This is a genomic window from Chryseobacterium sp. Mn2064 (assembly GCF_049319685.1).
Taxonomy (GTDB): Bacteria; Bacteroidota; Bacteroidia; order Flavobacteriales; family Weeksellaceae; genus Chryseobacterium.
This window is the reverse complement of the sequence record NZ_JBMOUE010000002.1, coordinates 585476-607398: the sequence shown is the minus strand read 5'-3', so window position 1 is coordinate 607398 and position 21923 is coordinate 585476. Positions and strand designations below refer to the sequence as shown.

Here is a 21923-nt window from a genome sequence, read left to right as displayed (position 1 = left end):
CATCATATTTTGAGCCTGTTAGTAGAAATTATTGGAGTTCTTATATTGTACCTCTAGGTATTATTATTAATTAGAGCCTTATAATTTTTAAGAATAAAAAATGATACTGCAAAAACTAACAAATTAAATGGTAAGGCACTTAAAATAGCAAGTCCACCCCAGGTTAAACCATAAAACATATCTAAAAATATTTTTTTGAAAAAATCGGCTCCCTGAGGAAAGTAACCGGCATTCATATCAAAAAAAGACCACAGTAACCCGGAAAAAGCCAAGGAAAATAGGATCCAGATTACATAAAAAGTCAAATAAAACATACCGTTGCGGGTGGCCTTTTTATTTCTTAGCAACAACATTGTTATCATAAAAAAAGCAGCAAATACCATAATAAATGAATAAGGATGTGCCCAGTGATAAGCAGAACCCCAGGGAGAGCCAACGACTTTCCCAACGATCTTATTCAAAATAAAATACAGTATTGATATAATGACAAAAAAAACAGCACTATATACAACAGTGTATGATAGTTTATTCAATTTCCTGAGGGGCAGCATAAAATTCATGATTTACATTTAAATATTTTACATCGGTATATAAGTTAAAGTCCATTCCTTTCTTATAATCTTTTCTCCAGTCTCTATAGGATTTATTTTCTATTTTATAGTAAGTACTCATGGTAGGTCCATATGGATTTACAGATACTTTATTCTTTTTAGGCGACCAATCACCCAGATATTCATCTTCAGTAATAAAATCGAAACTATCCTTTATATAAACTCCGATTTTTGTGATTTTAACCAGATAATTCTTTAAATCTATTCCTAGGGGAGATTTCCAGCTTTTTCTCGTAATGGTCCCAAATGCAATGACTCTGAACTGGCAGCTTGCCAGTGCGCCGAATAAATCATCTAAAGGCTCCATGGCAAGAATATTTCTGCTGATATTATAGGAAACACTTTGATAATAAAACCGTTCAAATAATGGCATTATTTCCGAAGCTTTTTTTCCTCCTAATTTAGGTTGATCAATATTATCAAATTTTTGTAAGTCTTTTCGAGAAACTCCAAAGCTGATAGTTTCGTTCTCTTTTGTAGGCAGCTTTAATCTTATAGCAGGATCTTTCACCATTTCTTTAATCCTTTTCTTGAGAAGCTTTACTGCATTTTCTGATTTCCATTTTCCTGTGATAATTTTATCATATTCAGTTTTCATTCGGGGATACGATAATACCCAGTCCATGGATAATAAATCAACCTTAGGATCAATTAACCAAGGTTTATCATTTTCATTACCGTTAAACCATATTTCTTGTAACTTTTTAGCGTTTGTCCATTGTAATGTGCCTTCTATTTTAGGAACAAATTCAACGGCGTGAATTTTAAGATAATCAGTTTCCTGTGGCAGTTCATAAGTGGTGCCTTCCAGTTTAATTTCTGCATATAGCTCTAATATGCTTTCTTCCCCTTTGGTAAACAAATCTGCTGTTAAAGGAATGGTTATGGAGCTTTTTTCATGGGCAATTGTATAGTTTTTTTGATATAAATTATCATCATTTAATGGCCCCGAGTCTGACTCATATACTGTAAATGTCATCTTTTTCCCTATTGCCGCTTTATTGGCTTCAAAGTAAAAATGCAGCTCATCATCCCCGTAAGGATGCAGTTTTATTTTTTTATTGTTTTTATTCACCCAGTATCCTAAAATGATGGTAGGCTTTTCATCTGTACTGGAAGCTATACTTGCAGCTTTCGGAATAGGTGAAGCCACCGCAGTATTGAAGTCCGGATTACAACTGATATAGGATTCTTTTACCAAAACGGTCTGCTCCTGTATAATAGATGTTCCCAGATTTTGCCACGGACTCAGTTTGATAACACTCATACAGGGTGGGGGAGACATATTTTTAGCAGGCCACTTGGGGTGCCCACAGGTTCCTTTAAACTGAAGATTCACCATATTGTTGCCGTCACCCTTTGTTGCAAAGAGCTTATCCTGAAGATTTATTTCGTTGGAGGTCACTTTCAGGTCTCCTGGTGCCTGAGCATAGGGACACTTCAACTTCGCTCCATGCATTACCATTTCTCTTTTTTCTAAAGGAGAATCTTCACTGGCTTTTTTCTTTCGCTCTGCTTTTTTTGCAGAAAGCTTCTGGTCATGCGCTGAAGTCTTTTGCTCTTCCATGTGTTACTATTTTGAATTGGATTCAATTGTTGAGGTTGAAATCTTCCGTAAAAGCTTAGCCTTTACTTACTTTAACATCTTTTCCTCCCTGGAATACAGCTAATGTTGTTCCCCTCAGTTTTAAATCACCTTTAGAAGTTTGTATATCGGCTTCACCGGAGGTACTTTTAAACACATTGCCTGTACTTTCTGTTTGATCCTGTCTTACCGTAATGATTTTATTTTCTGATGTTTGGGTGTATCTTTTGGTAATAGATTCGGTATGGTCATTTCCAATATTCAGGGTGCTGTCCTGCCCAACTTTCGTGGTCATATTCCTGCCCACCGAAATATGCATGTCTTCTCCGGCTGTAAAAGTCATATTCTTAGGTGCTGTAACGTGAATATTTCCCTGTCCATCCATAAAATAGGTATTCCCGCTAGGGTCTTTAATTGTTACACTCTTTTCTGCATCATTCATTAAAACCTTAATACCGCTTCTCGTCTGTATAGATTTCAGATGGTTATCCAAACCTCCGCCCAGAGCTACCTGCCCATGAAACATTCCTCCCATTGCAAAGGGAAAATCGGGATTGTGGTATTCAAATCCTACCATTACCTGGTCGCCAATTTCAGGAACCGCTACAAAGCCTCTGTTTTGGGTAATGGCGTCTGTACCTCCTGCATCGGGGCTCATCATTCTGATAAAGTGAGTCGTATCATTTAATTGCCAGTCAAATCTCACCTGTATTCTTCCTTGGTTCAGCGGATCTACATTGGAGATAACCGTGGCTACCTGGGGCTCTGCTTTTGGCATTTCAAAATCAGGCTTAGGCATAAAACCTGTTCCTTCGGCTATTGCTTCAAAGCTTCCTGTATAATATCCTCTTGCATTTACTTCATGATTGACCTCTGTAATCATAAGTGTGGTAAAATGAGAGGTTTCATTGCTGTCTGTTTTTCTCATCGCGAGATCGGCAACACAGCCAATGTATAGGAAAGGAACTGTTGTTTGCCCTGAAACAGTAAAAACCTCTACAGCTTTACTTCCTCTTGCACTTTTTTGAGAATCGTCAACATCGAGGAACATATTGGCATTAACGGGAGTAGGAGTTAATGATCGGGTGGTAAAAATACTGTCATTCAGTTCATACGCTTTGGAAGACAATTCTCCTACATGCTGTATACGGTCGTCAGTACCAACCATTTTAGTGTGATTGCTGCTGTTATACCCAAAATATTCCGGTTTGGTGTGAACTGCTTTTAACTCAACAGTCACATCATTTACGTTACTGCCATAGACCAACTGGATTGGTTTTTCAGAAGAAGGAAGTTTCCCGAAATGAAGGATTTCCCCGTCATAGTAAAACTGTTCTCCGTAGGCTTCGGCAATTCTTGTAAGGTAATTATAATGAGTTTCGTTGTACTGTGAACTGTAACTGATGTAGCTTTTGTTCTGAGTGTCTACTCTGAAATCAAATTTGTTGGTTCCAAGGGTTTCTTTGATAATGCGGTTGGCAATAATTTGAGTATTCACGGTTTGGCTTCCTCCAAAACTTTGGGTATGGGGAGCTGAATCCATCAAAATTGTAGGACTTTTTCCTTTTAAGACAATATTCCCCAGACTCATTTTTTCCTGACTAAAGGCTACCTGGGTAATGAGACCTACAAAAGTTCTTTCAGGGCTTTCACTTTCAGCATCTTTATATTTAAAAGTAATGGTGATTCTTTTTCCCAGGAACTTTTGGGCCTGTGCAAGGTTGTGGTTTTGTACCTCACCCAAAGAGTCATGGGCCAATACCAGTTCAAAATCATGGTGCTTTCTTGCACTCTGTCGTAAACGAAAGTGTTTAAAGTGATTGATCGCCTTGCCCTCAACCACAATGTCCAGCTTTACCACCCGGTTGATACCCGATATGTGGTTTTCTGAAACTTTCTCAGAATTTGAGGTTTTTTTCATAATATTTGGTGCGTTTTTTTTGGTATTATGTCACCGAAGTTAGATAAAAAACACATTACTCAATACAAAATTGTATTAAATCTGAAAAATTGTAGTAGAACTACGATCGGATGAAATGATTAGTTAAGTGGCTTTGTACTAGTGACTTGTAAGAAATGTTGTGGGAGAGGAGATTCAGTATTGTAAACAGACTTTTTAAAAGAATCCCTGTGAGCTTTTCTAGGTAGTATGATAAGGGGCTGTACCCACTTGTGTAACGGTCTAAAGCCGGTTCAGAAGTCCCGGGACCCTGTTCTACAAGTGCCTCTACCCCCTTACCTAAGGGGGGAGAGACACTTCCTAAAGGGGGTAAAGGCCGTTCAGAAGACCCTCTAAGGGGTTAGGTAAGTCCCTGGAGTCCCTTTGGTAACGGTCTGGAGGTGGTTGGGAAGCCCTTAGAGCTATTTCTATAGCTGTTGATACTCACTTACTCCAATGGTTTTAGGCAGTTTGAAAGACCCTCTAGAGAGCAAGGAAGTCGTTGAAGGCCCTTTTATAATTTGTCCAACTTGCATAGATGTAAGCCAATTTTTATTCCTTTAAACCTCTTTTTATTGAACTTGATTCTTTCTATGGAGTTCAAAAGAGTGATCAATTCTTTTTAATTTTTGGATTCAACAAAATACTAATCTATAATATATAAAGATTTACCTTCGAATATAATATAGTCATTATTGATGGTGATGTTTTCTAAGTTCCTAAGCAGATATACTTCTTTATTATTCAGACTGTAGTCATCTATAAATTCATCCAATAGGATGTATATAAAATAGCCACTTACCGTTTGTATTTTTTGATCGCTTGTCAGATTCATAAACATGGTAAAATCAGGATAATGTTCTGCGCCGTCGTACATGGGTGTAAAATCGTTATTGATCTCATCATCTTGAATATATTCTTCAAGGAAAGCATCATACTTTGGCTTTATCTTATGGATAAAATCATCGATAGTGATTAATATTCTATATTCATTATAGTCAACATTCGGATTTAGTTTGCCAAAATCTATTTGGGAATAGTTGATGCTTTTTATATTGATTTGATTGTTGTCGATATATACTTTAGTCATAATAAGTGATGGTTATTTTTAAACGCAAAAATTTACAGGTAAGGCTGTTTATTATGAAGGAGCAAAGAGTCAATCAATTTTTTCTAAGCGTTGGAATAATGAGTAAGAAAAAGGAGAGCATCCATTACTTTTTGCTCCCCTTTTGCTGTATTTTCAAAATCTTCTTATTATTTTAAGATTTGCTGATCATAAAGAATATTGTCGTCTTCATCAAAGCTAATGATCAGTACTTTGTATTGTTTTGCGCTGTCGTTATTGAAAAACTTAATTCTCGGTGGAACGTAATCGCTGTCAAACAAATTAGGATTCCAGTATAGCGTTTCACGGCTGTCGTTATCAATTTTAACATTCTCATCCAGCATTTCAACAAGGAATTCTGAAGGTTTATCATATCCTTTTATAATGGCGGAGTTGTTATTTTGTTTCGTTTCTTTTGCATTACTTTTGGTCTTCATATCGCCTCTCATGGTGTAGATGGCTACTGCATCACCTAGTAACCCGGAATTTTTAATGATTTTCACCATCGCAATATTGGTGACAGGAAGGTTGGCAATCATGGAAGCATCAGTAAGGACCTCATCCAGATAGAGCTTAGCCTGCTGACCACGGATATAAGGTACATTCGCCCCGGAATTGTTTCTCTGGAAAGTTAAACCGGCAGCTCTTCCCTGCAGCCAGTCTAATATATTACTGGATCCTGTGGCATGCTGATCTTCATTCACGAAATCAAATACCGTAGAATTCATAGAGCTGAACATTCCGGTGGATAGTTGTTTGTCTAGTTCTTCCTTTGGATCTTTCTTTTTTCCTACCAGTTTTACCTGTTCAATTTCTATATCGGCACTTTCTATTTTCTTATTATTCTTTTGGGTGTTGATCGCTCTTGAAATGCTTGGTGGAAGCGTTTTATTTCCGGAAGCTTTTACCAGTGTATATTTTGTACCGGGGAAACTTCCTTTAAATTCTGTAGGATTGATCAATGGTTCGGCTGTAACAAATAAATTATCTGTACTTGATTCTTGATTCTTTTCTGAATTGGCATATAATGACACACTAAGAGGTTCATCATTATTAAGTTCATTTAAATAAATATACCCGTTCTGATCTGTTTTAAAAGGAGTGATGCTTGGCTCATTTTTACCCATTCTGACCGCTAAAATGACATTAGAATTAACCATCAAAGCATTATTCTTAATAGGTTTTACTTTGTAAGAAAGGTATTTTGAAGAATTGCTTTTAATGGATGGCGTAGCTCCTGTAAGCACAGAATTCCAGTCAAATCTTTTCCATTTTTCAGAAATAAGAAGAGCGTCCAAGGCTTCGGTATTGGCGTTCTTTGAGAAATACTGAGCTGGTCTGTCTATTCTATCGGTAAAATCTCCTGTCAACCAAAGTCCACTCAGGAGATTTTCTTCTTCCGGAGTGTTGCTGCCGTCATCTTCATTTACCAGAACAGTGTAATTTTTGAAATAAGACTCCGGAGACAGATCAATGCTGTTGAAAGATCTTGGGGTTGGTTTCAGGCTTTGTGCAACAATATCTGCTTTTTCAATTTTTAAATCACCAGGTTTTATAAAGCAAAGCCTTTGAGCAACCAGATTGTCGTTCTCATCAAAAATAGCCAATTGTAAAATAGCGTTTGCACCGTTACTTATTTTGGTAGGAATAAGACTTGAAATCTCACCCGTCAGCTGTTTAATATTAGCTCTATAGGCAAGATGATTGTTGATGGTTCCTACGATTTTATAATCTTGAGGCTGCTGCTTTAGATTGACTCCTTTTAAGGTATATTTGATTCCTTCTTTAGAACTCTGAACTTCCAGATGAATTCCGTTATCTGCAACCTGTGGCAGATCAATTGTCTGTTTTTTTCCATTATTATCCTGAATGATTGCCTGATATTTTTTTCCAGCTGCAGGAGTTATTGTGAAAGACGCCACATTTTTATCAAAAGATTTGAATGTAGTAATGGGTGTATTAGGATTTTGGGCATCTATTACTTTTCCTGTCCAATTTTCCGGGAAGGAATTTGTGGTAGATATTCTTATGGCAAACTTTGTAGGGATTCCGTTAATCAGGCTTCCTCCTTCCGGAGAGGCTTTGGCTGACCAATCGGAGCTTTTAGAAACAGCTAAAGATTCTGTGGAGTTTGGGTTGTAAACCGGAATAGTTTTAACAATCTGGAAATCTTCACTAAAGTTGGTCATATAAGGTGTATACGCCCTTACGAAATATACCTGTTCAGGAAGGTCTTCTTTCAGTTGAAAATCTCCACTGCCTTCACCATTAGTTAAAAGTACTGTTTTCCAGTCGATTAATTTCTTATCAGAACTATACAGTTCTACAAATAAAGTAGTAGAAAGGGGAGAGCGGTTGTAGCCATCAAATATAAAACTTTTGAACCAGATTTTATCCCCTGCGGCATATTGTGATTTGTCGGTAAGTAAGTAAACTTTCTCCTGATCGTAATTATTCTCAAGATTGGTAAGAGCTTTATCCAGTTTGGTTTGTGCCATTATAGGCTGTACCATAGAAAGAAGCAATACACAGAATATATTTTTCATAGAAATCTCAGCGCATTTTAATTCTATGCTAAATTAAACATTAAATCAGTTCAACAATTGATATTACCTTCTTATTTATATTGTTTTCTAAATATAGGGTAGTGTTTTGGTAAAAATCAAAAGATAATACTACTTTGTTGTAATCTTTTGACGCAATTTTAGCAATGATTTTCTCAATCGTTTCCGTGAAAATAGGAGCTTCATTTTATAACTGAAATCCCAGGAAAGAATACCTTTTGAAAGGTTAAAAGAGTATAGGTTGAAATAGTGAATTAATATGGAATGTATTGTAAATTAAAAAATTAGATAGAAATAATTAATCAACATTCGGTGATAAAAAACGAATTGAAAGAATATTTTTATTAAATTTATAAAATAAACTAAAACATGAAAACAAATGAAATTTATTCAAATCACGATATTTATTTCAACATAATATCCTAAAATAATCTTTTTTACTTTTTGATTAAATAGTAAGCCTCATCTAAGGACAGGCTTCTCTCTTCATGGGCAAAAAAGAATCTTTTATTACAAACTAATATCAGTTAACTGAACATCAACTACAATCAAACCCAATTAATTTTATGGAAAATTTACATGACCACACGCATGGCTGCACCCATTGCTCTTGCAACAATCCTGTTTTAGAAATTCTAAAAGAAGAAATCTTCAGTGCAGAGAATCTGACAAAAATAAACCCAGGTTCCGGAAAACCATCTCACGAAAAACCGCAGGCGCTTATGATCAGCGGAGGAATTATCAGACCAATGATTGACGGATCAACCGATACCGTTGAAGCCATTGGAATAGCTGATGGAAATGTGGTAATAACCGGTAAGAAAAATGAGGTAAAAGATCATATGAACAAGCATTATCCGGGATATACTAGCAGAGAACTAACCAGCCGCCAGGCTTTACTTCCGGGCCTTATTGAACCACACGTTCATATGGTTCCTAAAGCCATGATGCAGGGCTGGCTGGATGTGAGCCCTTTTGATGGACAGAATTTACGGTCTGTATATGATCTGTCTTTCGTAGGATCAAAAATAAACGAACATATTCCTGAAATTCCGGGTTATTTTATCCTAGGAAGAGGGTTGGATCCGTCATTAATGCCATTTGAAGTTTTAAATGATAAAAATGAACTCATAACCATCAATAATACAGTGCTTGATGACATTAATGCAGATGTACCCATAATGCTGTTAAGTGCTTCTATGCATACACTTTATCTTAACACCAAAGCATTAACATATGTATATGATCACAGCCCTGAAGTGAAGCGTAATTACTCTTCTGCCGATGATTATATCAAGAAAACTAAAGGTCAGCTGCAGGAAGGCCTACAGATGACACCTGCATTGAAGGTAGTAAAGCTGCAGATCATCGCGATGAGCCTACAGATTAATAGTTATCTTACCCATCTTTTTCAAACCGCCAACAAAAGAGGAGTTACCTTTATGTATGATGCAGGACTGAATAAAGGTTCGAAAATACTGTTAAAAGCCTATTTCGATACACACCAAGAAAGGGTAAGAACAGGTGGAGCATATCTTTGTTCGGGACAGAAAGAAGTAGATGACCTTGATCATTACACAGAACCTAGTCAATACAAACCTGTATATTATGGACATATTAAAGTCGTTTCTGATGGTTCAAACCAGGGACTGACGGGTTATCAGAGTGCGCCTTATCTTTGTGATCCTGTGAATAATACGGGAGTCTTCAATTTTCCACAGGCGGGTATTCCTGCCCATACGATTCCACCAAGCTATAATACATTAATTAATACCGTAGTAGCGGTTAAAGGCTGGCCACTTATGGTGCATGCGAATGGTGATCAGGCGGTCACATTTGCCATCAATGCTTATCAACGAACTCTTGCCCAGTACAGAGGTCCTGAACTTCGTAACCGTATAGAACATTGCTCGCTTCTGACATCAGAGCAAATTACCAATATGCTTCAAATGGGCGTTTCACCAAGTTTCCTTATCGGTCACGTAGGATACTGGGGATATGCTTTTAAGAAAGTAATTTTCGGGGGAAAAGCTCAGATGCTGGATCTTTGCGGTTCAACGCTTGCCGCAGGGATGAGAATTTCTCTGCACAGCGATAATGAAGTAAGCCCATTGGGCCCTTTGAGAATGATGGAACAGTCTATTACCAGAATCATGGAAAAGAATACATCAACTATCGAAGTTTTAAACAGTAATGAGTGTCTTACTCCAGAACAGGCACTGGTTGCCGTTACCTATGATGCCGCTTGGCAGTGCTATGCAGACAACTGGGTAGGCTCTTTAAAGAAAAACCATTTTGCTGATTTCGTTATATTGGATCAGGACCCTCTTTCAATGAAAACTCAAACATCACAATATATGAAAATGAGAGATATCCCGGTACTGGAAACCTGGGTGGGAGGTATTGCAGTCTATAACAAAGCGGATGATGAAAAAGTAGAGATTGGAAAAGGAGCAACAGTTTCAGAAAACTCATAGAGAGCAAAAAAAATCACTGATTCTTTTATCAGATAAAAATCAGAGTAGATTATTTTCTACTCTGATTTTATATTTTTTAGATAAAGCAGATGGGATTTGCGTAAGGAAAATTTATCTATACTATTATTCAATCCAAAAATGTCCTACAGAATACGTTCTGGCGGTACCTGCTACAATCACTCTCTCGCTTTTATTTTCACAATAAAGCTGACCGCCTCTTTCCGATAGCTGCCGGGCAAAAAGCTTATCTTTTCCCAATCTTGATGCCCAGAAAGGAATCAACGAACAATGGGCAGATCCGGTTACAGGATCCTCAAGAATAGATGACTGTGGGGTAAAGTATCTTGAAACAAAGTCGCTGTCTTTTCCTGCAGCAGTTACGACTACACCTCCGGGATCCAGATTGATAAGATCAAACAAAGATCTTTCAATTTTTATATTCTTGATCTCTTCCTCAGATTCATAAACGAGAACATAGTCTCTTGATTGGAAGACTTCTTTAGGCTGGATATTCAGAGATTGTGCTATACTTTCAGGTAGAGTAGAGGCTTCGGGCATTCTTGAAGGGAAGTCCATATAATAAAATCCATCTCTCATATCCACTGTCAGCTCACCACTTTTGGTTTGGAAAACAATTCTGTCGTTCTGATAATTGAGAATAGAAGCCAGGCAATGTGCCGTAGCAAGGGTAGCATGACCACATAGATCCATCTCTATCTCAGGCGTAAACCATCTCAGGTGAATAGTATTGCCATTATCAATAAAAAAAGCGGTTTCTGCTACAGCATTTTCGCGGGCTATTTTTAAAAGAACTTCATCAGGTAACCAGTTTTGCAATGGAACAACACAGGCAGGATTTCCGTGAAAAATTTCTTCTGTAAATGCATCTATTTGATATAGTTCTAACTTCATAACTGATAATTTGAGGTCTCTAACAAAGATAACTGTTTTGTCAATATAGATGAGGTTTAGAACAACTTTATATAAACTTCTCAATGCTCTTTGAGTATCTGAATAATGGTTTCAATTTCAATATTTTATAATAGGATAGAAAAACCTGAATAAATAAATAGACAATGTTGTCTATTTATTTGCTTAGATTTGTACCATGAAACAGAGAGGACAAGTCGTCATTGATAAAATACTCGATACGGCTGAAAAATTATTCTATTCGCAAGGCTATAGCAATACAGGCATCAATCAGATTATTGAGGAAGCTGATATTGCCAAGGCTTCCTTATACAAACATTTTGAAACAAAGACAGATCTTCTGATCGCATACGTTCAGCGAACACACCAACTTTGGTTTTCAAGGCTGGAGGCTGCCGTTGAGAAAGTTTCCGATCCTAAAGGGAAAATTTTAGCTCTTTTCGATCATCATACCCAACGCCAGGAAATAAGGCAATTCGGAGGCTGTCCCTTTATTAAAGCGAATGATGAAGCAGAAACAGATGACCCTCGCTTTTTGGCGGAGATTCAGGCTGCGAAAATGCACAGCAAAACATTCATAAAAATGTTGGTCGAAAATTGTAATCATAAAAATATATTATCGAATGGAGAGTTGTCGGAAACCATCTATGTGATGCTAGAAGGCTCTATAGTAACGGCTTCTGTTTTTAAAAAAGCCGATGAAATTCAATCGGCAAAAAGAATTATTGAAAAACTGATTTAAAATGAACGAAATTAAAAATAAATGGCTCGAACTTATCATTGTTTTATCCGCGCCATTGCTCTCTGTAATTGATGTATTTATCATTAATGTAGCTATTCCGACGATTAAAAGAGGAGTGCATGCAACCGATGGAGAAGTACAGCTTGTTATTGCCGGCTATCTTCTGGGGTATGCTGCTTTTCTGATAACTGGAGGCAGGGCAGGAGATCATTTTGGAAGAAAGAAAGTGTTTTTTTTGGGGATGTTTGCCTTTACCATAGCTTCGTGTTTGTGCGGTTTATCTCAAACAGCTTTACAATTGAATGTCACAAGAATTTTTCAGGGATTAAGCGCTTCGTTTATGGTTCCGCAGACCATCGCATTTATTCAGCTTTTGTTTACCGATACAAAAGAACGTGCTAAAGCATTTGGCTTATACGGAATTACTCTGGGAACAGCAGCAGTGATCGGGCAGGTTTTAGGAGGGTATTTGTCCGATTTACATTGGTTTGTAGAAGGATGGAGACTGGTTTTCTTTATCAATTTGCCTATCGGAATTGTTACCCTTTGGGCAACTCATAAATTTGTGACAGAAACCGTAAAACATCAAAATACAAAATTCGATTATACAGGAATTTTGATCTTAACAGGGGCGCTGTTTTCGCTTATTTATCCTTTAATACAAGGGCGTGAGGCAGGTTGGCCATTATGGAGTTTTGGTTTGCTTATTTTATCGGGTTTACTTTTTGTATTTTTCATTTATAATCAAAAAATCAAGCTTTCCAACAATGAAAATCCATTAATTGACGTGAGATTATTTAGAATAAAAGATTTTAATATCGGTCTGGTAGCGGTATTGTTCCACTTTATGTTGCATACTGCTTATCTTTTGCTGAGCGCAGTTTATCTGCAAAATGGTTTGGGAATTTCTGCATTAGACTCAGGGGTGTACTTTGTTGTTCCGGGAATTTTATTTATCACATCTTCCGTAATGGCATCGAGATTGATTGTGAAATTTGGAAAAAGAGTATTACAGGTTGGAGTTATCATTTTGTTGGTTGCATTTTCTCTTCAGATGATGCTTTGGAAACCGGGAATAAGCACTTGGCTGATTATTGGATTGATGGGCATTTGGGGATTCGGAAACGGATTGGTGCTTCCGTCATTATTAAATGTTGCTCTGAAAAACGTACCTTCACAATATGCAGGAGCAGCGGCAGGAATTTATTCTACTTTTCAGCAAACGGCTTCCGCATTGGGAGTAAGCATTATTGGCGGGGTATTTTTTTATTTTTCGAAAAATGGCTGGCAAACGGCATATCATTTTGGAATGATCTGTTTATTGATCTGTGTCTTTATGGTAGGAATAATGCTTCAATTACTTCCCAGTATGAAAACTGACGCTGAAACCTCCAAAAAAATGATTAAAACAATATGAAAGAACAAAAACACTTGATGTATAAAGATATCCCGTCGCCGGTTGGGTTGATAAGGGCCATTGCGTCCGATAAAGGATTGGTAGCAATTATCTGGGAAGGAGAAGATTATAAAAGAACGAAGCTTTCAGTCCCTGTGAAAGACGAAAATCATTCTATATTACTGCAGACCGAACATCAACTGAATGAATATTTTGAAAATAAAAGAACTTCTTTTGAAATCCCTCTTGATTTTGAAGGCACCGAATTTCAGGTGAGGGTTTGGGAAGCTCTCCTGAAAATTCCTTATGGTGTCACCAAAACATATGGTGAATTGGCAAAAATTCTGGGAGACATAAAAGCTGTTCGTGCGGTGGGAGGTGCTTTAAACAAAAATCCGATCTCGATTGTTGTACCATGTCACAGGGTTGTAGGAGCTTCCGGAAAGTTGGTAGGTTTTGCAGGCGGTCTGAATAACAAATCGATTCTTATTGAATTGGAACAAGGTTTCAGGATGCCCAGTTTATTTTAAATTTAAAAAAATATAGATGAAAACACGGATGGAAAAGAATACCCTGCACGAAATTGAAACTTTCAACCTTGAGAATTTTCAGGAATTATGTGATCATTTGGCCAATAATGACCCAGATCTTCATTTGATCTTAAAGAACCATGGCTATCCTCCCATGTGGACGCGCAGGAATACTTTTGAAACACTGGTGCATATTATTTTGGAGCAACAGGTTTCTTTAGCTTCGGCATTGGCTGCTTTAAACAAACTGAAAGAAAAACTCGAAGAAATTACCCCCGAAAATATTCTCAAACTGAATGATGAGGAAATGAAAGAATGCTATGTAAGTCGCCAGAAAAACATCTATATCAAAGGTTTGGCTAATGCTCTTATCAGCGGTGAGATGAGTATTGAAAATCTTCCGGAACTATCCAATGATGAGGTTCGAAGAAGATTAGTTGCTTTGAAAGGAATTGGAAACTGGACGGTGGATGTATATTTAATGTTCACGCTTCAACGAACTGATATTTTCCCGATTGGCGATTTGGCTGCGGTAAATGCAGTGAAACGATTAAAACAATTAGAATCCAAAACCACAAAAGAGGAAATTCTTGAAATCAGTGAACAATGGAAACCTTTCAGGTCTGTAGCTTCGATGATGCTGTGGCATTATTATCTTTCCAGTGCAAAAACTAAGTAAATTTTATCAGAACAAATTGATGCTGAATGCTTACTTTTTTTAGTGAAAAATTTCTGATAATGGAAGCTGTGAAGTCATTGCTTTTGTCGGATTTTAGCTTTGTGTCAGGGTATCAGTGAAATATAAATTTTATTTTCTATACCTTTGCATCCGAAAACTAATATCTATAAAATTAAAATTACGACATGCAATCTAAATTGCCATTCCATTTTGATATGGAAACTGCGGATCCCGATGATCCGATGACCCTGGCTATTCTCGCTACTCATCCCAAAGTTAATCTCATAAGTGTTTCTGTACATCCGGGAGGAACAGACCAAATAGGTTTTGTACGCCATGTTCTAAGAATTCTTGGCCGGGAAGATGTGCGTATTGGAGCTGGAACTCCCAAATCTATCGCCAGCCGGGTTTCTGGCTTTTACCGCAAATGGGTAGGCCGTTTTGAACATTCAGAAGCAGACGATACTGCGGCAAATATTATGGCTGAAACCCTTCGTAAGTTTCCAGACTGTACTCTGTTAACAGGTGCTGCACTTACCAATCCTTATGCTTTATTTGAGACTGGAGTTTTCTTTGACCGCTGGTTCTGCCAGGGAGGTTTTGTAGGAGATAATATCGTTCCGAAAGAATATCGTTTGGAAAAATTTGACGGAAAACGTACGTGTGCAACTTTTAACCTCAACGGTAATCCATTGGCTGCTGAAACTCTGCTTTCAATTCCGATGACGGAAAGAAGGATGATTAGTAAAAATGTCTGCCATGGAGCTGTTTTTACCAAAGAAGATGCTGAACTTCTGATCCCCTACCGAGATCATAATAAAGGTCTTAAACTATTCCTGAAGGCCGTAGAACTAAAAGAAAAAGCACTTCACGATACTGTAGCTGCTTTATTGGCTATTGACCCTTCAAAAGCCCTTTGGGAGGAAGTGATTCCGTATAGAACACGAGGAGAATGGGGCTGTGTGGAAGCAAAAGAACACCCGGAAAAACCATCTTCACTCATCACGACTTATATTCCGGATCTAAAAGATCTTTGGATGGTCATTAAGCCTTAAAAGCAATATATAGGGATCAATTTTTTATAATATTAATGAATTTATCCCTAAATAATTACAATAGAATAATGAACAAGGACGAAGAAATCATAAGTATCCTAGAAAATAAAGATATCGAAGCTTTAAAAGCCTGGATCAATAAAGGAGGAGATGCAGCAATGATCCTGGGAAAACTTCGGGAAAGTTTGATCCAGTACGCTTTGGATGAAATAGAAGATGATGAGGATACCTATATAAAAATGATAGAAATTTTAATAGAAAACGGTGCTGATGTTAATTTTACCCATGAAGCATATAACGCGCCGGTTTTCACGGCCATCTATTTTAACAATCCGAAAATACTAAAGCTGCTTTTGGATCATGGAGCTGATGTCAACCTGGTTGGAGAGGAACGCGAAACTCCTTTGATAACAGCTGCTTTAGATGGAAATATTGAATTGCTGAGGTTATTATTGCCCTATTCCAGCGAAGAATTTATTAATAAATCAGGATCTCATCAGACCAAAACACCTTTAGGCCTGGCTTTTCATTTTTATTATCAGAATTTAGAAATGATAGAATTATTGCTGCAATATGGAGCCAATCCTTTTGTAAATGATGGAGAAGGTTATTTAACCATCGAAAATATACGAGAAGGGATTGATGAAAATCTGAGAAAAAAGATTCTTGATTTGGTAGATCAGTATACTGCGAAATAAAATGGTATAATTGCTTTTATAACAATACCTTAAACGATACATACTCCTATGAAGCATACTATTTCTTATCATCTTGAGGAAAACAGTTTTATACTCTATATCGATATAACCAATACCGGAGATGAAAAACGAACTTTTTATTTTTACAATGACAGTGGTGCATTGGCTAGGAACGGGATAAGTCTTTTCACTGCAAAAGATGAGAAAATGAGGGCTTACGAAAGAGCTTTTATGTCTCCTGTGTACAATGGCGAACAAATAAAAATAAACATGTTGTCTCCCAATGAGACACAAAGGTTTGAACTGCCTGCTAAGATCTTTGAGGAAGATGGAGAATTGATTTTAGGCTTTAGAGGAATTTCATTCAGAATTTCCAGAGGTGAAAAGTTTTATATTACCTTTAGCTTTTCAGGGATCACTTCCAATAAATTGGAAGTAATGCTTTGAAGGGAAGAAAATAATGACAAAGTTTTAATCAAATGAATACAGAAATAGAAAACTTGTTGTATTATTATCAAGAGGATGGAAATGAAGGATACGATCTGAGCGAAGTACAGCTTTTAGAAATAAAAGATCCCGATAGAATTGAAAGGTTAAAAGATCTTCTGCTACACGATAATCGGTATATTGGTTATCAGGCAATGCTTATTCTCCTTGCATGGGCCATTCCGGAAGGATTTGAATTCCTTAATCGGTTCATCAACGAAAAGTGGGACCAGCAAGAAGAATTTGAACCCCACAGAATCTATGGAGAAGATAATGTATATGATGTGATGGCCGACGCGTTGTATATTTCAACCTTTAATGGAAAAAACGAAGAGGAATTATATCCTTATATCCAACAGCTTTTACATCTGTATGGCAGCTGTTTTTTTGAATCGGATCTAAAGAATCTGCTGTTGAAGAAAGAATTCAGTTCTCTTATTCAAGAAATAAAACAGGCGATGCAGGAAGCTTTACAGCATCACAAATATTATCAGGCCAGTCAGCTGTTTCCGGTGCTTGTTCATTATGATAAAAGTAATTTCAATGAATATAAGGAAATGTTCACCTCTTTAATAAACCTGGATAATAGAATTACGTACAATATAGAAGAATCGGAGAAAATTAAAAGTCTTACGAAATAAATATGAGCAATTTTGACGAAACATTTATACTTCTGAAAGAAGAACAGAAACCTCTGCCATTTATAACAAACCTCAATAAAAAATTGAAAACCATACACGTTTTGCTTCAAAAAAGTGATTATGAATTGGTCGCATTTAATGATACCCGCGATGAGGAAGAAAAGGAACCAATTTGGTTGGATGAATCCATGACCGATGAAGAGGTTATAGATTTGATCTGCTCCTGGAAAGGCTTAGGGATGCTCACTTACAGGAATCCGGATTTCCTGTTTGACATAGGAGTTGCTTTCATGACATGGAATGACGAACATATTCAGGGTATTATGATCTCTTTTGCTGAAAAAGATACTGTATTTGAACGTGAGGTAAAACATAGAGAACTGATCGTTAAAATCTCTCAGTTTCTGGATTGTGAATACGTAGTCGGTGACATTGGCAACACTTCTAGAAGCTACATAAGTATGGAAGAAAGCTTAGATAAAATTAAAGAACATATTTCGAAAAGCTCTTTTACAATTGACAGCAGAAGTTGGTAAATTGATAAAATAGAAGAAATAAGATAAATTAATGTAAACAAATATGGGACATTTTTCAACAGAAACAATTTTTGTCATAGAAAAAACACGATCCGAAGATATTGTGAGCATCGTAAATGAAGTGATGTTGGAAAATAATCTTACCATTAGCTCCCGTCATAATATTTTTTACTTTGAAGATACAGATCCTGATAGCGATGTGGATGATTCAAGAAAAATAGAACCGGAGACACCCGAACAAGCGCAACAGGCATGGGAAGAATTTAAGAAACATCCTACAGGCGGATATTACGAATATGAGATGCATTGGGGATATAACGAACAAGGAAATGAACTTGGATATACTGTGCTAGTCGCTTTTCTATCATTTGATCAAAAGAATATAGAAGCCATTATTTTTGATGTCAATGATAGAGTATTTGAAATGGCACACGAAAAAGAACTGAAAAAAGTATTTGCAGAAATCAATAAACGGGCAGACATAATCATGGCTACACAGGCAACAGATTATTACACAGAATATTATCACGGACTTGATGTCATCGCAGAAATCCTTTCCGGAAATATTGAGACCAAATTTGAATATAAATTTGCCGAGCTGTAGTAGCCAAAGCTTTAGCTAATTATTAATCTATTCTTTGAACATTACCTTTAATGATAATATAATCCCCGATTTGATTGAAGTAAAATACTCCTCTTATGATCCAATAGTAAATAGGGTTTTTCTCATTAAGATATTCCTTGAAGATTTGTGAAATGAAGAATGTGTTCATAAAGCCCATTTTTTCAGCCATATTAACCTTAGTATCAATCAATATTTCATCATAAGAAGGATATTCTGTAAGGGTTTCAAATAATTCTAAAGCAAAATTTTCACCCACTTTTTCGTCATCTTCAATCAGTTCATCCCGTAATTCCTCATATTTCGGTTTCATTTTTTCATTGAAATCCTTAATGGGAATTCTGATTTCAAACTGACTGATTTCTTTACCCTCGATATATTTCTCAAAGTAATATTCGTCATAGCTGATATGATGAAAGTCGGTTTCCTGTTCATTGATAAATACTTGCATAGGGGAAGAATTATTTAGTGATTATCAGTCTTTATTCATTTTTCCTGGTTGAGTATTGCCAAATTCCTTCTAAAAACAACAAGTATCTTCCGGGTTGATATTCTCCATAAGAAAAAAGGTAGATCGTATTATTGCTTTTGAAATAGTAGATTTCCAACCCATTTTCAGAAGTATATCTTTCAATAAAACGATTGTTTACGCTGAAATTACTTCCTTCAACTATACTCTCAAAACTTTCACCATCAATTTCTTTCTTTAAATTCCTCAACGGATTGTTGTAGAAATCAGTCAATGAAATCCTTTGATTTTCGATTTCGAAAACGGTAGGTAAACTCTGTTCTTCTTCTCCATCGAATAATTTTTGCCTGCTGATTTCAATCTTTTTAACCATACTTAATGAATTTTCGAACGGATGTGTTCATTGTGTTGTAGAATTTTCCTCTCCGGAACTTTTCTGAACATCAGTATTGTTTGACCTTTCTATAGCACTTTGAGTTGCTGGCGCAACATTCTTCTTTTTTTGAGCATTCATGTGAACTCCTGATAAAATCATCAAGGCCGTTAGTCCAGTTAATTGGGGATATTTCATGGTATTTTTTTACAATGTTAAATAATTTATTAATGAAAAAAAATAGATTTGAAATTTTTCAATGTTTTTATTGTACTTTCGGGAAAAAGAGAGTTTCTTACTTTGGAATTATGGGAATATCTGTGCTATCAGGAAATTTTAAAATATGATTAATAAGATGATCGAAGTAGACCAACTTATGGATGCTATAGCTTCAAAATATAGAGTTGAAACTTTAAATCATAAAAAAATAAAACATCTCTGGGAAGAAGAAACACTGGGAATTATGAAAGACGCAGCATTTATAAAAGATGAAGCATATTTCTATTTTTTAAGTGAATACGGAGGCTGTAATATTTATGGTGATAGTTTTGACGCAGGGATTTTTGGGTTTGATGATTGGCTGAATCCTAGTCTTCTTACTTCTCCATTGCTTAACCATTCTGGAATATATATATTGGCAGATCTTATGTATGAACATCATGATGAACCTGTTTTTTATGGCTATCATGCCACACAAGAAAATGAAAACTCCATATGGTTTTCTGAAGATCTTGAATTTGGATATCAACCTGTTTGTAAAAATTTTGTAGACTTTTTAAAATATATTGTAACCCTTGAAAATGAATCATAATATGATAAACGGCCTTTTGTACCAGGATGATTTTTTGAGTATTGAAGAAGAGAAATCAATCTTGTCGGAAATAGACAATGCCATATGGGATGCAAACCTGAAGCGCAGAGTTCAGCATTATGGATATATTTATGATTACAAGAAAAAGAATATCAATCAAGAATTGGAAATAGGAAAATTACCTGACTGGCTTCTTTCGTTAGAAAATAAGATTAGAATAAACTTTACTCTTGAAAACTCCTTTGACCAGGTTATAATTAATGAATATGAACCGGGACAAGGAATATCCAACCATATAGACTGTATCCCTTGTTTTGAAGATACCATTATTTCCATTAGTCTGTTATCTTCCTGCATCATGCAGTTTTCAAAAGAGGAACAGAAGGAGGAAATACTTCTACAGCCTAGAAGCCTTTTGCTATTAAGTGATGAAGCAAGATACAGTTGGAAACATGGTATAAAAGCTGTGAAAAATGATAAATGGATGAATACCATTATTCCCCGAAAAAGACGAATATCTATCACCTTCAGAAAAATAATGATGTGAAAATAAAGGTAAAGTTGATTGAATGTTGTGATTTGGGAGAGTAGAATAGGAGGTTGTATTACTTTAAATTTTTCAAATATTCAAAGTTTTCCAAATCTTCCGTGTATCCCACTTTTAGTAAATCATCTTTGATACTTTTGAGAAGATTATTCCATTCACTGATAAAATGATCGAAACCGATTTCGATATTTAAATCTAACTGTCGTATCTCTTTCATATCAAGATATCCATCATTGTGTTTTATCGCTACTTCAAAAAATTGAGGACTAATGGTAATCCTATTCTTTTCAACCCGGAAATGCCAGTATGCGGTAAACCCACTACATAAAAAACTGCTGGTGAATTGGGTATTTCCTGCATTGAGCTCATCCAATAGGTAAATAAGATCATTGTAAATATCGCTGATGGTTCCTCTTTTATCCAATTCTATTTGGTAGTCTTTCCAATGGATAAATACATCATTGTCGTAATAAGGATGAATGGACCATATTGCTTCACTTACAGAGGTGTCTTCTGTATCTATTTCTCCTAATTCTGTTGTGGTATTAAATTCTATTTTAAACATATATGATTGGCATTTTATAACCTGATATCAATATCAAACTTTTTATTTTTTATATAGTCTAGATTATATTCTAAACCTAAATCCACTCTAAATTCATCTTCACTATTACCAATACTCCCTACTGCCAATAAGGGATTGATAAATTCAATGATCTTGAGAAGGATGTCATCCTTAATGTGGTCCCTATTGGTATAATTTTCTGCGGATAATTGATAGGAAATCTCCAGACCTTGTAAATACTGATCATCCCAAGAAATATAGTTGATGAGGAAAGGGAATTCAATATTGATATGCCTATAAGACAAAAGCCCCAGGCCTTTCCAGGAAGATAGCAAACCGATGACTTCTTCATCTGTATGAGACTTTTGTAGCGTAATAGGTTCTTTTTCTTCCTCATTCCGGCTATCATTAAAAATGATCCTTGCATAATCACTTTTTTGAAGCAGAATACCGATCGATTTCAAATTTTCATTAAGCTCCAGAATCATTGATGCCGGAGCTTTTTTTTCTTTTAATAGAATGAGTGTGCTGTTGAAAATTCCCATATTTCCCTCGTCTT

Annotated in this window: 23 protein-coding genes; 13 read left to right on the top strand and 10 right to left on the bottom strand. The window is 36.2% G+C overall.

Annotated elements, in window-relative coordinates:
* Positions 1-53: 53 nt before the first annotated feature.
* The 5 genes from ACL9RH_RS09900 to ACL9RH_RS09880 form a co-directional block, all read right to left on the bottom strand.
* Complete coding sequence (locus tag ACL9RH_RS09900; RefSeq protein ID WP_422693197.1) at positions 54-461, bottom strand: hypothetical protein; 408 nt, start codon at positions 459-461, stop codon at positions 54-56.
* 64 nt (positions 462-525) lie between these two features.
* Positions 526-2178, bottom strand: a complete 1653-nt coding sequence (locus tag ACL9RH_RS09895) for a DUF6402 family protein (protein WP_422693196.1) — start codon at positions 2176-2178, stop codon at positions 526-528.
* Between the two features lie 55 nt (positions 2179-2233).
* Entirely contained in the window at positions 2234-4117 is a 1884-nt protein-coding gene (locus ACL9RH_RS09890; protein WP_422693195.1) for a type VI secretion system Vgr family protein, read from the bottom strand.
* 664 nt (positions 4118-4781) lie between these two features.
* Complete coding sequence (locus tag ACL9RH_RS09885) at positions 4782-5225, bottom strand: hypothetical protein (RefSeq protein ID WP_422693194.1); 444 nt, start codon at positions 5223-5225, stop codon at positions 4782-4784.
* Positions 5226-5392: 167 nt separating this feature from the next.
* Positions 5393-7789: a hypothetical protein gene (locus ACL9RH_RS09880; protein ID WP_422693193.1), complete on the bottom strand. Its 2397-nt coding sequence runs from the start codon at positions 7787-7789 to the stop codon at positions 5393-5395.
* 584 nt (positions 7790-8373) lie between these two features.
* On the opposite strand from ACL9RH_RS09880, the gene ACL9RH_RS09875 reads away from it, so the two are divergent.
* Positions 8374-10284, top strand: coding sequence for an amidohydrolase (locus ACL9RH_RS09875; RefSeq protein ID WP_422693192.1), 1911 nt, complete (start codon positions 8374-8376; stop codon positions 10282-10284).
* Positions 10285-10407: 123 nt separating this feature from the next.
* On the opposite strand, the gene ACL9RH_RS09870 is transcribed toward ACL9RH_RS09875, so the two are convergent.
* Positions 10408-11196 (bottom strand): PhzF family phenazine biosynthesis protein, encoded by a 789-nt coding sequence (locus tag ACL9RH_RS09870; RefSeq protein WP_422693191.1) that lies wholly within the window; start codon positions 11194-11196, stop codon positions 10408-10410.
* A 196-nt stretch (positions 11197-11392) separates the two neighbouring features.
* Here ACL9RH_RS09870 and ACL9RH_RS09865 point away from each other — a divergent pair, with 196 nt between their 5' ends.
* From ACL9RH_RS09865 to ACL9RH_RS09820, 10 genes are all read left to right on the top strand, one after another.
* Positions 11393-11956, top strand: coding sequence for a TetR/AcrR family transcriptional regulator (locus ACL9RH_RS09865; RefSeq protein ID WP_422693190.1), 564 nt, complete (start codon positions 11393-11395; stop codon positions 11954-11956).
* A 1-nt stretch (position 11957) separates the two neighbouring features.
* Positions 11958-13373, top strand: a complete 1416-nt coding sequence (locus ACL9RH_RS09860; protein WP_422693189.1) for an MFS transporter — start codon at positions 11958-11960, stop codon at positions 13371-13373.
* A complete protein-coding gene (locus ACL9RH_RS09855; protein ID WP_422693188.1) occupies positions 13370-13882 on the top strand; it encodes a methylated-DNA--[protein]-cysteine S-methyltransferase in 513 nt (170 codons plus the stop codon). Before ACL9RH_RS09860 ends, ACL9RH_RS09855 begins: the two co-directional genes overlap by 4 nt.
* A gap of 16 nt (positions 13883-13898) precedes the next feature.
* A complete protein-coding gene (locus ACL9RH_RS09850; RefSeq protein WP_422693187.1) occupies positions 13899-14561 on the top strand; it encodes a DNA-3-methyladenine glycosylase family protein in 663 nt (220 codons plus the stop codon).
* 185 nt (positions 14562-14746) lie between these two features.
* Positions 14747-15616: a nucleoside hydrolase gene (locus ACL9RH_RS09845; RefSeq protein WP_422693186.1), complete on the top strand. Its 870-nt coding sequence runs from the start codon at positions 14747-14749 to the stop codon at positions 15614-15616.
* Positions 15617-15684: 68 nt separating this feature from the next.
* On the top strand, positions 15685-16314 hold the full coding sequence (locus ACL9RH_RS09840; RefSeq protein WP_422693185.1) for an ankyrin repeat domain-containing protein: 630 nt from the start codon (positions 15685-15687) through the stop codon (positions 16312-16314).
* Between the two features lie 48 nt (positions 16315-16362).
* Positions 16363-16761, top strand: a complete 399-nt coding sequence (locus ACL9RH_RS09835) for a hypothetical protein (RefSeq protein WP_422693184.1) — start codon at positions 16363-16365, stop codon at positions 16759-16761.
* Between the two features lie 32 nt (positions 16762-16793).
* Positions 16794-17441 (top strand): hypothetical protein, encoded by a 648-nt coding sequence (locus ACL9RH_RS09830; RefSeq protein ID WP_422693183.1) that lies wholly within the window; start codon positions 16794-16796, stop codon positions 17439-17441.
* A 2-nt stretch (positions 17442-17443) separates the two neighbouring features.
* Positions 17444-17977, top strand: a complete 534-nt coding sequence (locus ACL9RH_RS09825) for a hypothetical protein (protein WP_422693182.1) — start codon at positions 17444-17446, stop codon at positions 17975-17977.
* A 43-nt stretch (positions 17978-18020) separates the two neighbouring features.
* Complete coding sequence (locus tag ACL9RH_RS09820) at positions 18021-18581, top strand: hypothetical protein (RefSeq protein ID WP_422693181.1); 561 nt, start codon at positions 18021-18023, stop codon at positions 18579-18581.
* Positions 18582-18603: 22 nt separating this feature from the next.
* Here the strand turns inward: ACL9RH_RS09820 and ACL9RH_RS09815 are convergent, their stop codons facing one another.
* Together ACL9RH_RS09815 and ACL9RH_RS09810 are read right to left on the bottom strand one after the other, a co-directional pair.
* Positions 18604-19050, bottom strand: a complete 447-nt coding sequence (locus ACL9RH_RS09815; protein WP_422693180.1) for a hypothetical protein — start codon at positions 19048-19050, stop codon at positions 18604-18606.
* A 31-nt stretch (positions 19051-19081) separates the two neighbouring features.
* The gene (locus ACL9RH_RS09810; protein ID WP_422693179.1) at positions 19082-19441 is read right to left on the bottom strand and encodes a hypothetical protein; all 360 of its coding nucleotides are present in this window, start codon (positions 19439-19441) and stop codon (positions 19082-19084) included.
* A 343-nt stretch (positions 19442-19784) separates the two neighbouring features.
* On the opposite strand from ACL9RH_RS09810, the gene ACL9RH_RS09805 reads away from it, so the two are divergent.
* A complete protein-coding gene (locus tag ACL9RH_RS09805; RefSeq protein WP_422693178.1) occupies positions 19785-20252 on the top strand; it encodes a hypothetical protein in 468 nt (155 codons plus the stop codon).
* 1 nt (position 20253) lies between these two features.
* Positions 20254-20799 (top strand): alpha-ketoglutarate-dependent dioxygenase AlkB, encoded by a 546-nt coding sequence (locus ACL9RH_RS09800; protein ID WP_422693177.1) that lies wholly within the window; start codon positions 20254-20256, stop codon positions 20797-20799.
* Between the two features lie 58 nt (positions 20800-20857).
* On the opposite strand, the gene ACL9RH_RS09795 is transcribed toward ACL9RH_RS09800, so the two are convergent.
* Complete coding sequence (locus ACL9RH_RS09795; protein ID WP_422693176.1) at positions 20858-21364, bottom strand: hypothetical protein; 507 nt, start codon at positions 21362-21364, stop codon at positions 20858-20860.
* A gap of 14 nt (positions 21365-21378) precedes the next feature.
* Positions 21379-21909, bottom strand: a complete 531-nt coding sequence (locus ACL9RH_RS09790) for a hypothetical protein (RefSeq protein ID WP_422693175.1) — start codon at positions 21907-21909, stop codon at positions 21379-21381.
* Positions 21910-21923: the final 14 nt, after the last annotated feature.

Coding starts and splice junctions, on each gene's coding strand:
- ACL9RH_RS09895 (WP_422693196.1), bottom strand. CDS start 2,178: ATGGAAGAGCAAAAGACTTCAGCGCATGACCAGAAGCTTTCTGCAAAA.
- ACL9RH_RS09820 (WP_422693181.1), top strand. CDS start 18,021: ATGGGACATTTTTCAACAGAAACAATTTTTGTCATAGAAAAAACACGA.
- ACL9RH_RS09860 (WP_422693189.1), top strand. CDS start 11,958: ATGAACGAAATTAAAAATAAATGGCTCGAACTTATCATTGTTTTATCC.
- ACL9RH_RS09870 (WP_422693191.1), bottom strand. CDS start 11,196: ATGAAGTTAGAACTATATCAAATAGATGCATTTACAGAAGAAATTTTT.
- ACL9RH_RS09845 (WP_422693186.1), top strand. CDS start 14,747: ATGCAATCTAAATTGCCATTCCATTTTGATATGGAAACTGCGGATCCC.
- ACL9RH_RS09830 (WP_422693183.1), top strand. CDS start 16,794: ATGAATACAGAAATAGAAAACTTGTTGTATTATTATCAAGAGGATGGA.
- ACL9RH_RS09840 (WP_422693185.1), top strand. CDS start 15,685: ATGAACAAGGACGAAGAAATCATAAGTATCCTAGAAAATAAAGATATC.
- ACL9RH_RS09850 (WP_422693187.1), top strand. CDS start 13,899: ATGAAAACACGGATGGAAAAGAATACCCTGCACGAAATTGAAACTTTC.
- ACL9RH_RS09890 (WP_422693195.1), bottom strand. CDS start 4,117: ATGAAAAAAACCTCAAATTCTGAGAAAGTTTCAGAAAACCACATATCG.
- ACL9RH_RS09880 (WP_422693193.1), bottom strand. CDS start 7,789: ATGAAAAATATATTCTGTGTATTGCTTCTTTCTATGGTACAGCCTATA.
- ACL9RH_RS09795 (WP_422693176.1), bottom strand. CDS start 21,364: ATGTTTAAAATAGAATTTAATACCACAACAGAATTAGGAGAAATAGAT.
- ACL9RH_RS09825 (WP_422693182.1), top strand. CDS start 17,444: ATGAGCAATTTTGACGAAACATTTATACTTCTGAAAGAAGAACAGAAA.
- ACL9RH_RS09875 (WP_422693192.1), top strand. CDS start 8,374: ATGGAAAATTTACATGACCACACGCATGGCTGCACCCATTGCTCTTGC.
- ACL9RH_RS09790 (WP_422693175.1), bottom strand. CDS start 21,909: ATGGGAATTTTCAACAGCACACTCATTCTATTAAAAGAAAAAAAAGCT.
- ACL9RH_RS09810 (WP_422693179.1), bottom strand. CDS start 19,441: ATGGTTAAAAAGATTGAAATCAGCAGGCAAAAATTATTCGATGGAGAA.
- ACL9RH_RS09815 (WP_422693180.1), bottom strand. CDS start 19,050: ATGCAAGTATTTATCAATGAACAGGAAACCGACTTTCATCATATCAGC.
- ACL9RH_RS09835 (WP_422693184.1), top strand. CDS start 16,363: ATGAAGCATACTATTTCTTATCATCTTGAGGAAAACAGTTTTATACTC.
- ACL9RH_RS09865 (WP_422693190.1), top strand. CDS start 11,393: ATGAAACAGAGAGGACAAGTCGTCATTGATAAAATACTCGATACGGCT.
- ACL9RH_RS09885 (WP_422693194.1), bottom strand. CDS start 5,225: ATGACTAAAGTATATATCGACAACAATCAAATCAATATAAAAAGCATC.
- ACL9RH_RS09805 (WP_422693178.1), top strand. CDS start 19,785: ATGATTAATAAGATGATCGAAGTAGACCAACTTATGGATGCTATAGCT.
- ACL9RH_RS09855 (WP_422693188.1), top strand. CDS start 13,370: ATGAAAGAACAAAAACACTTGATGTATAAAGATATCCCGTCGCCGGTT.
- ACL9RH_RS09800 (WP_422693177.1), top strand. CDS start 20,254: ATGATAAACGGCCTTTTGTACCAGGATGATTTTTTGAGTATTGAAGAA.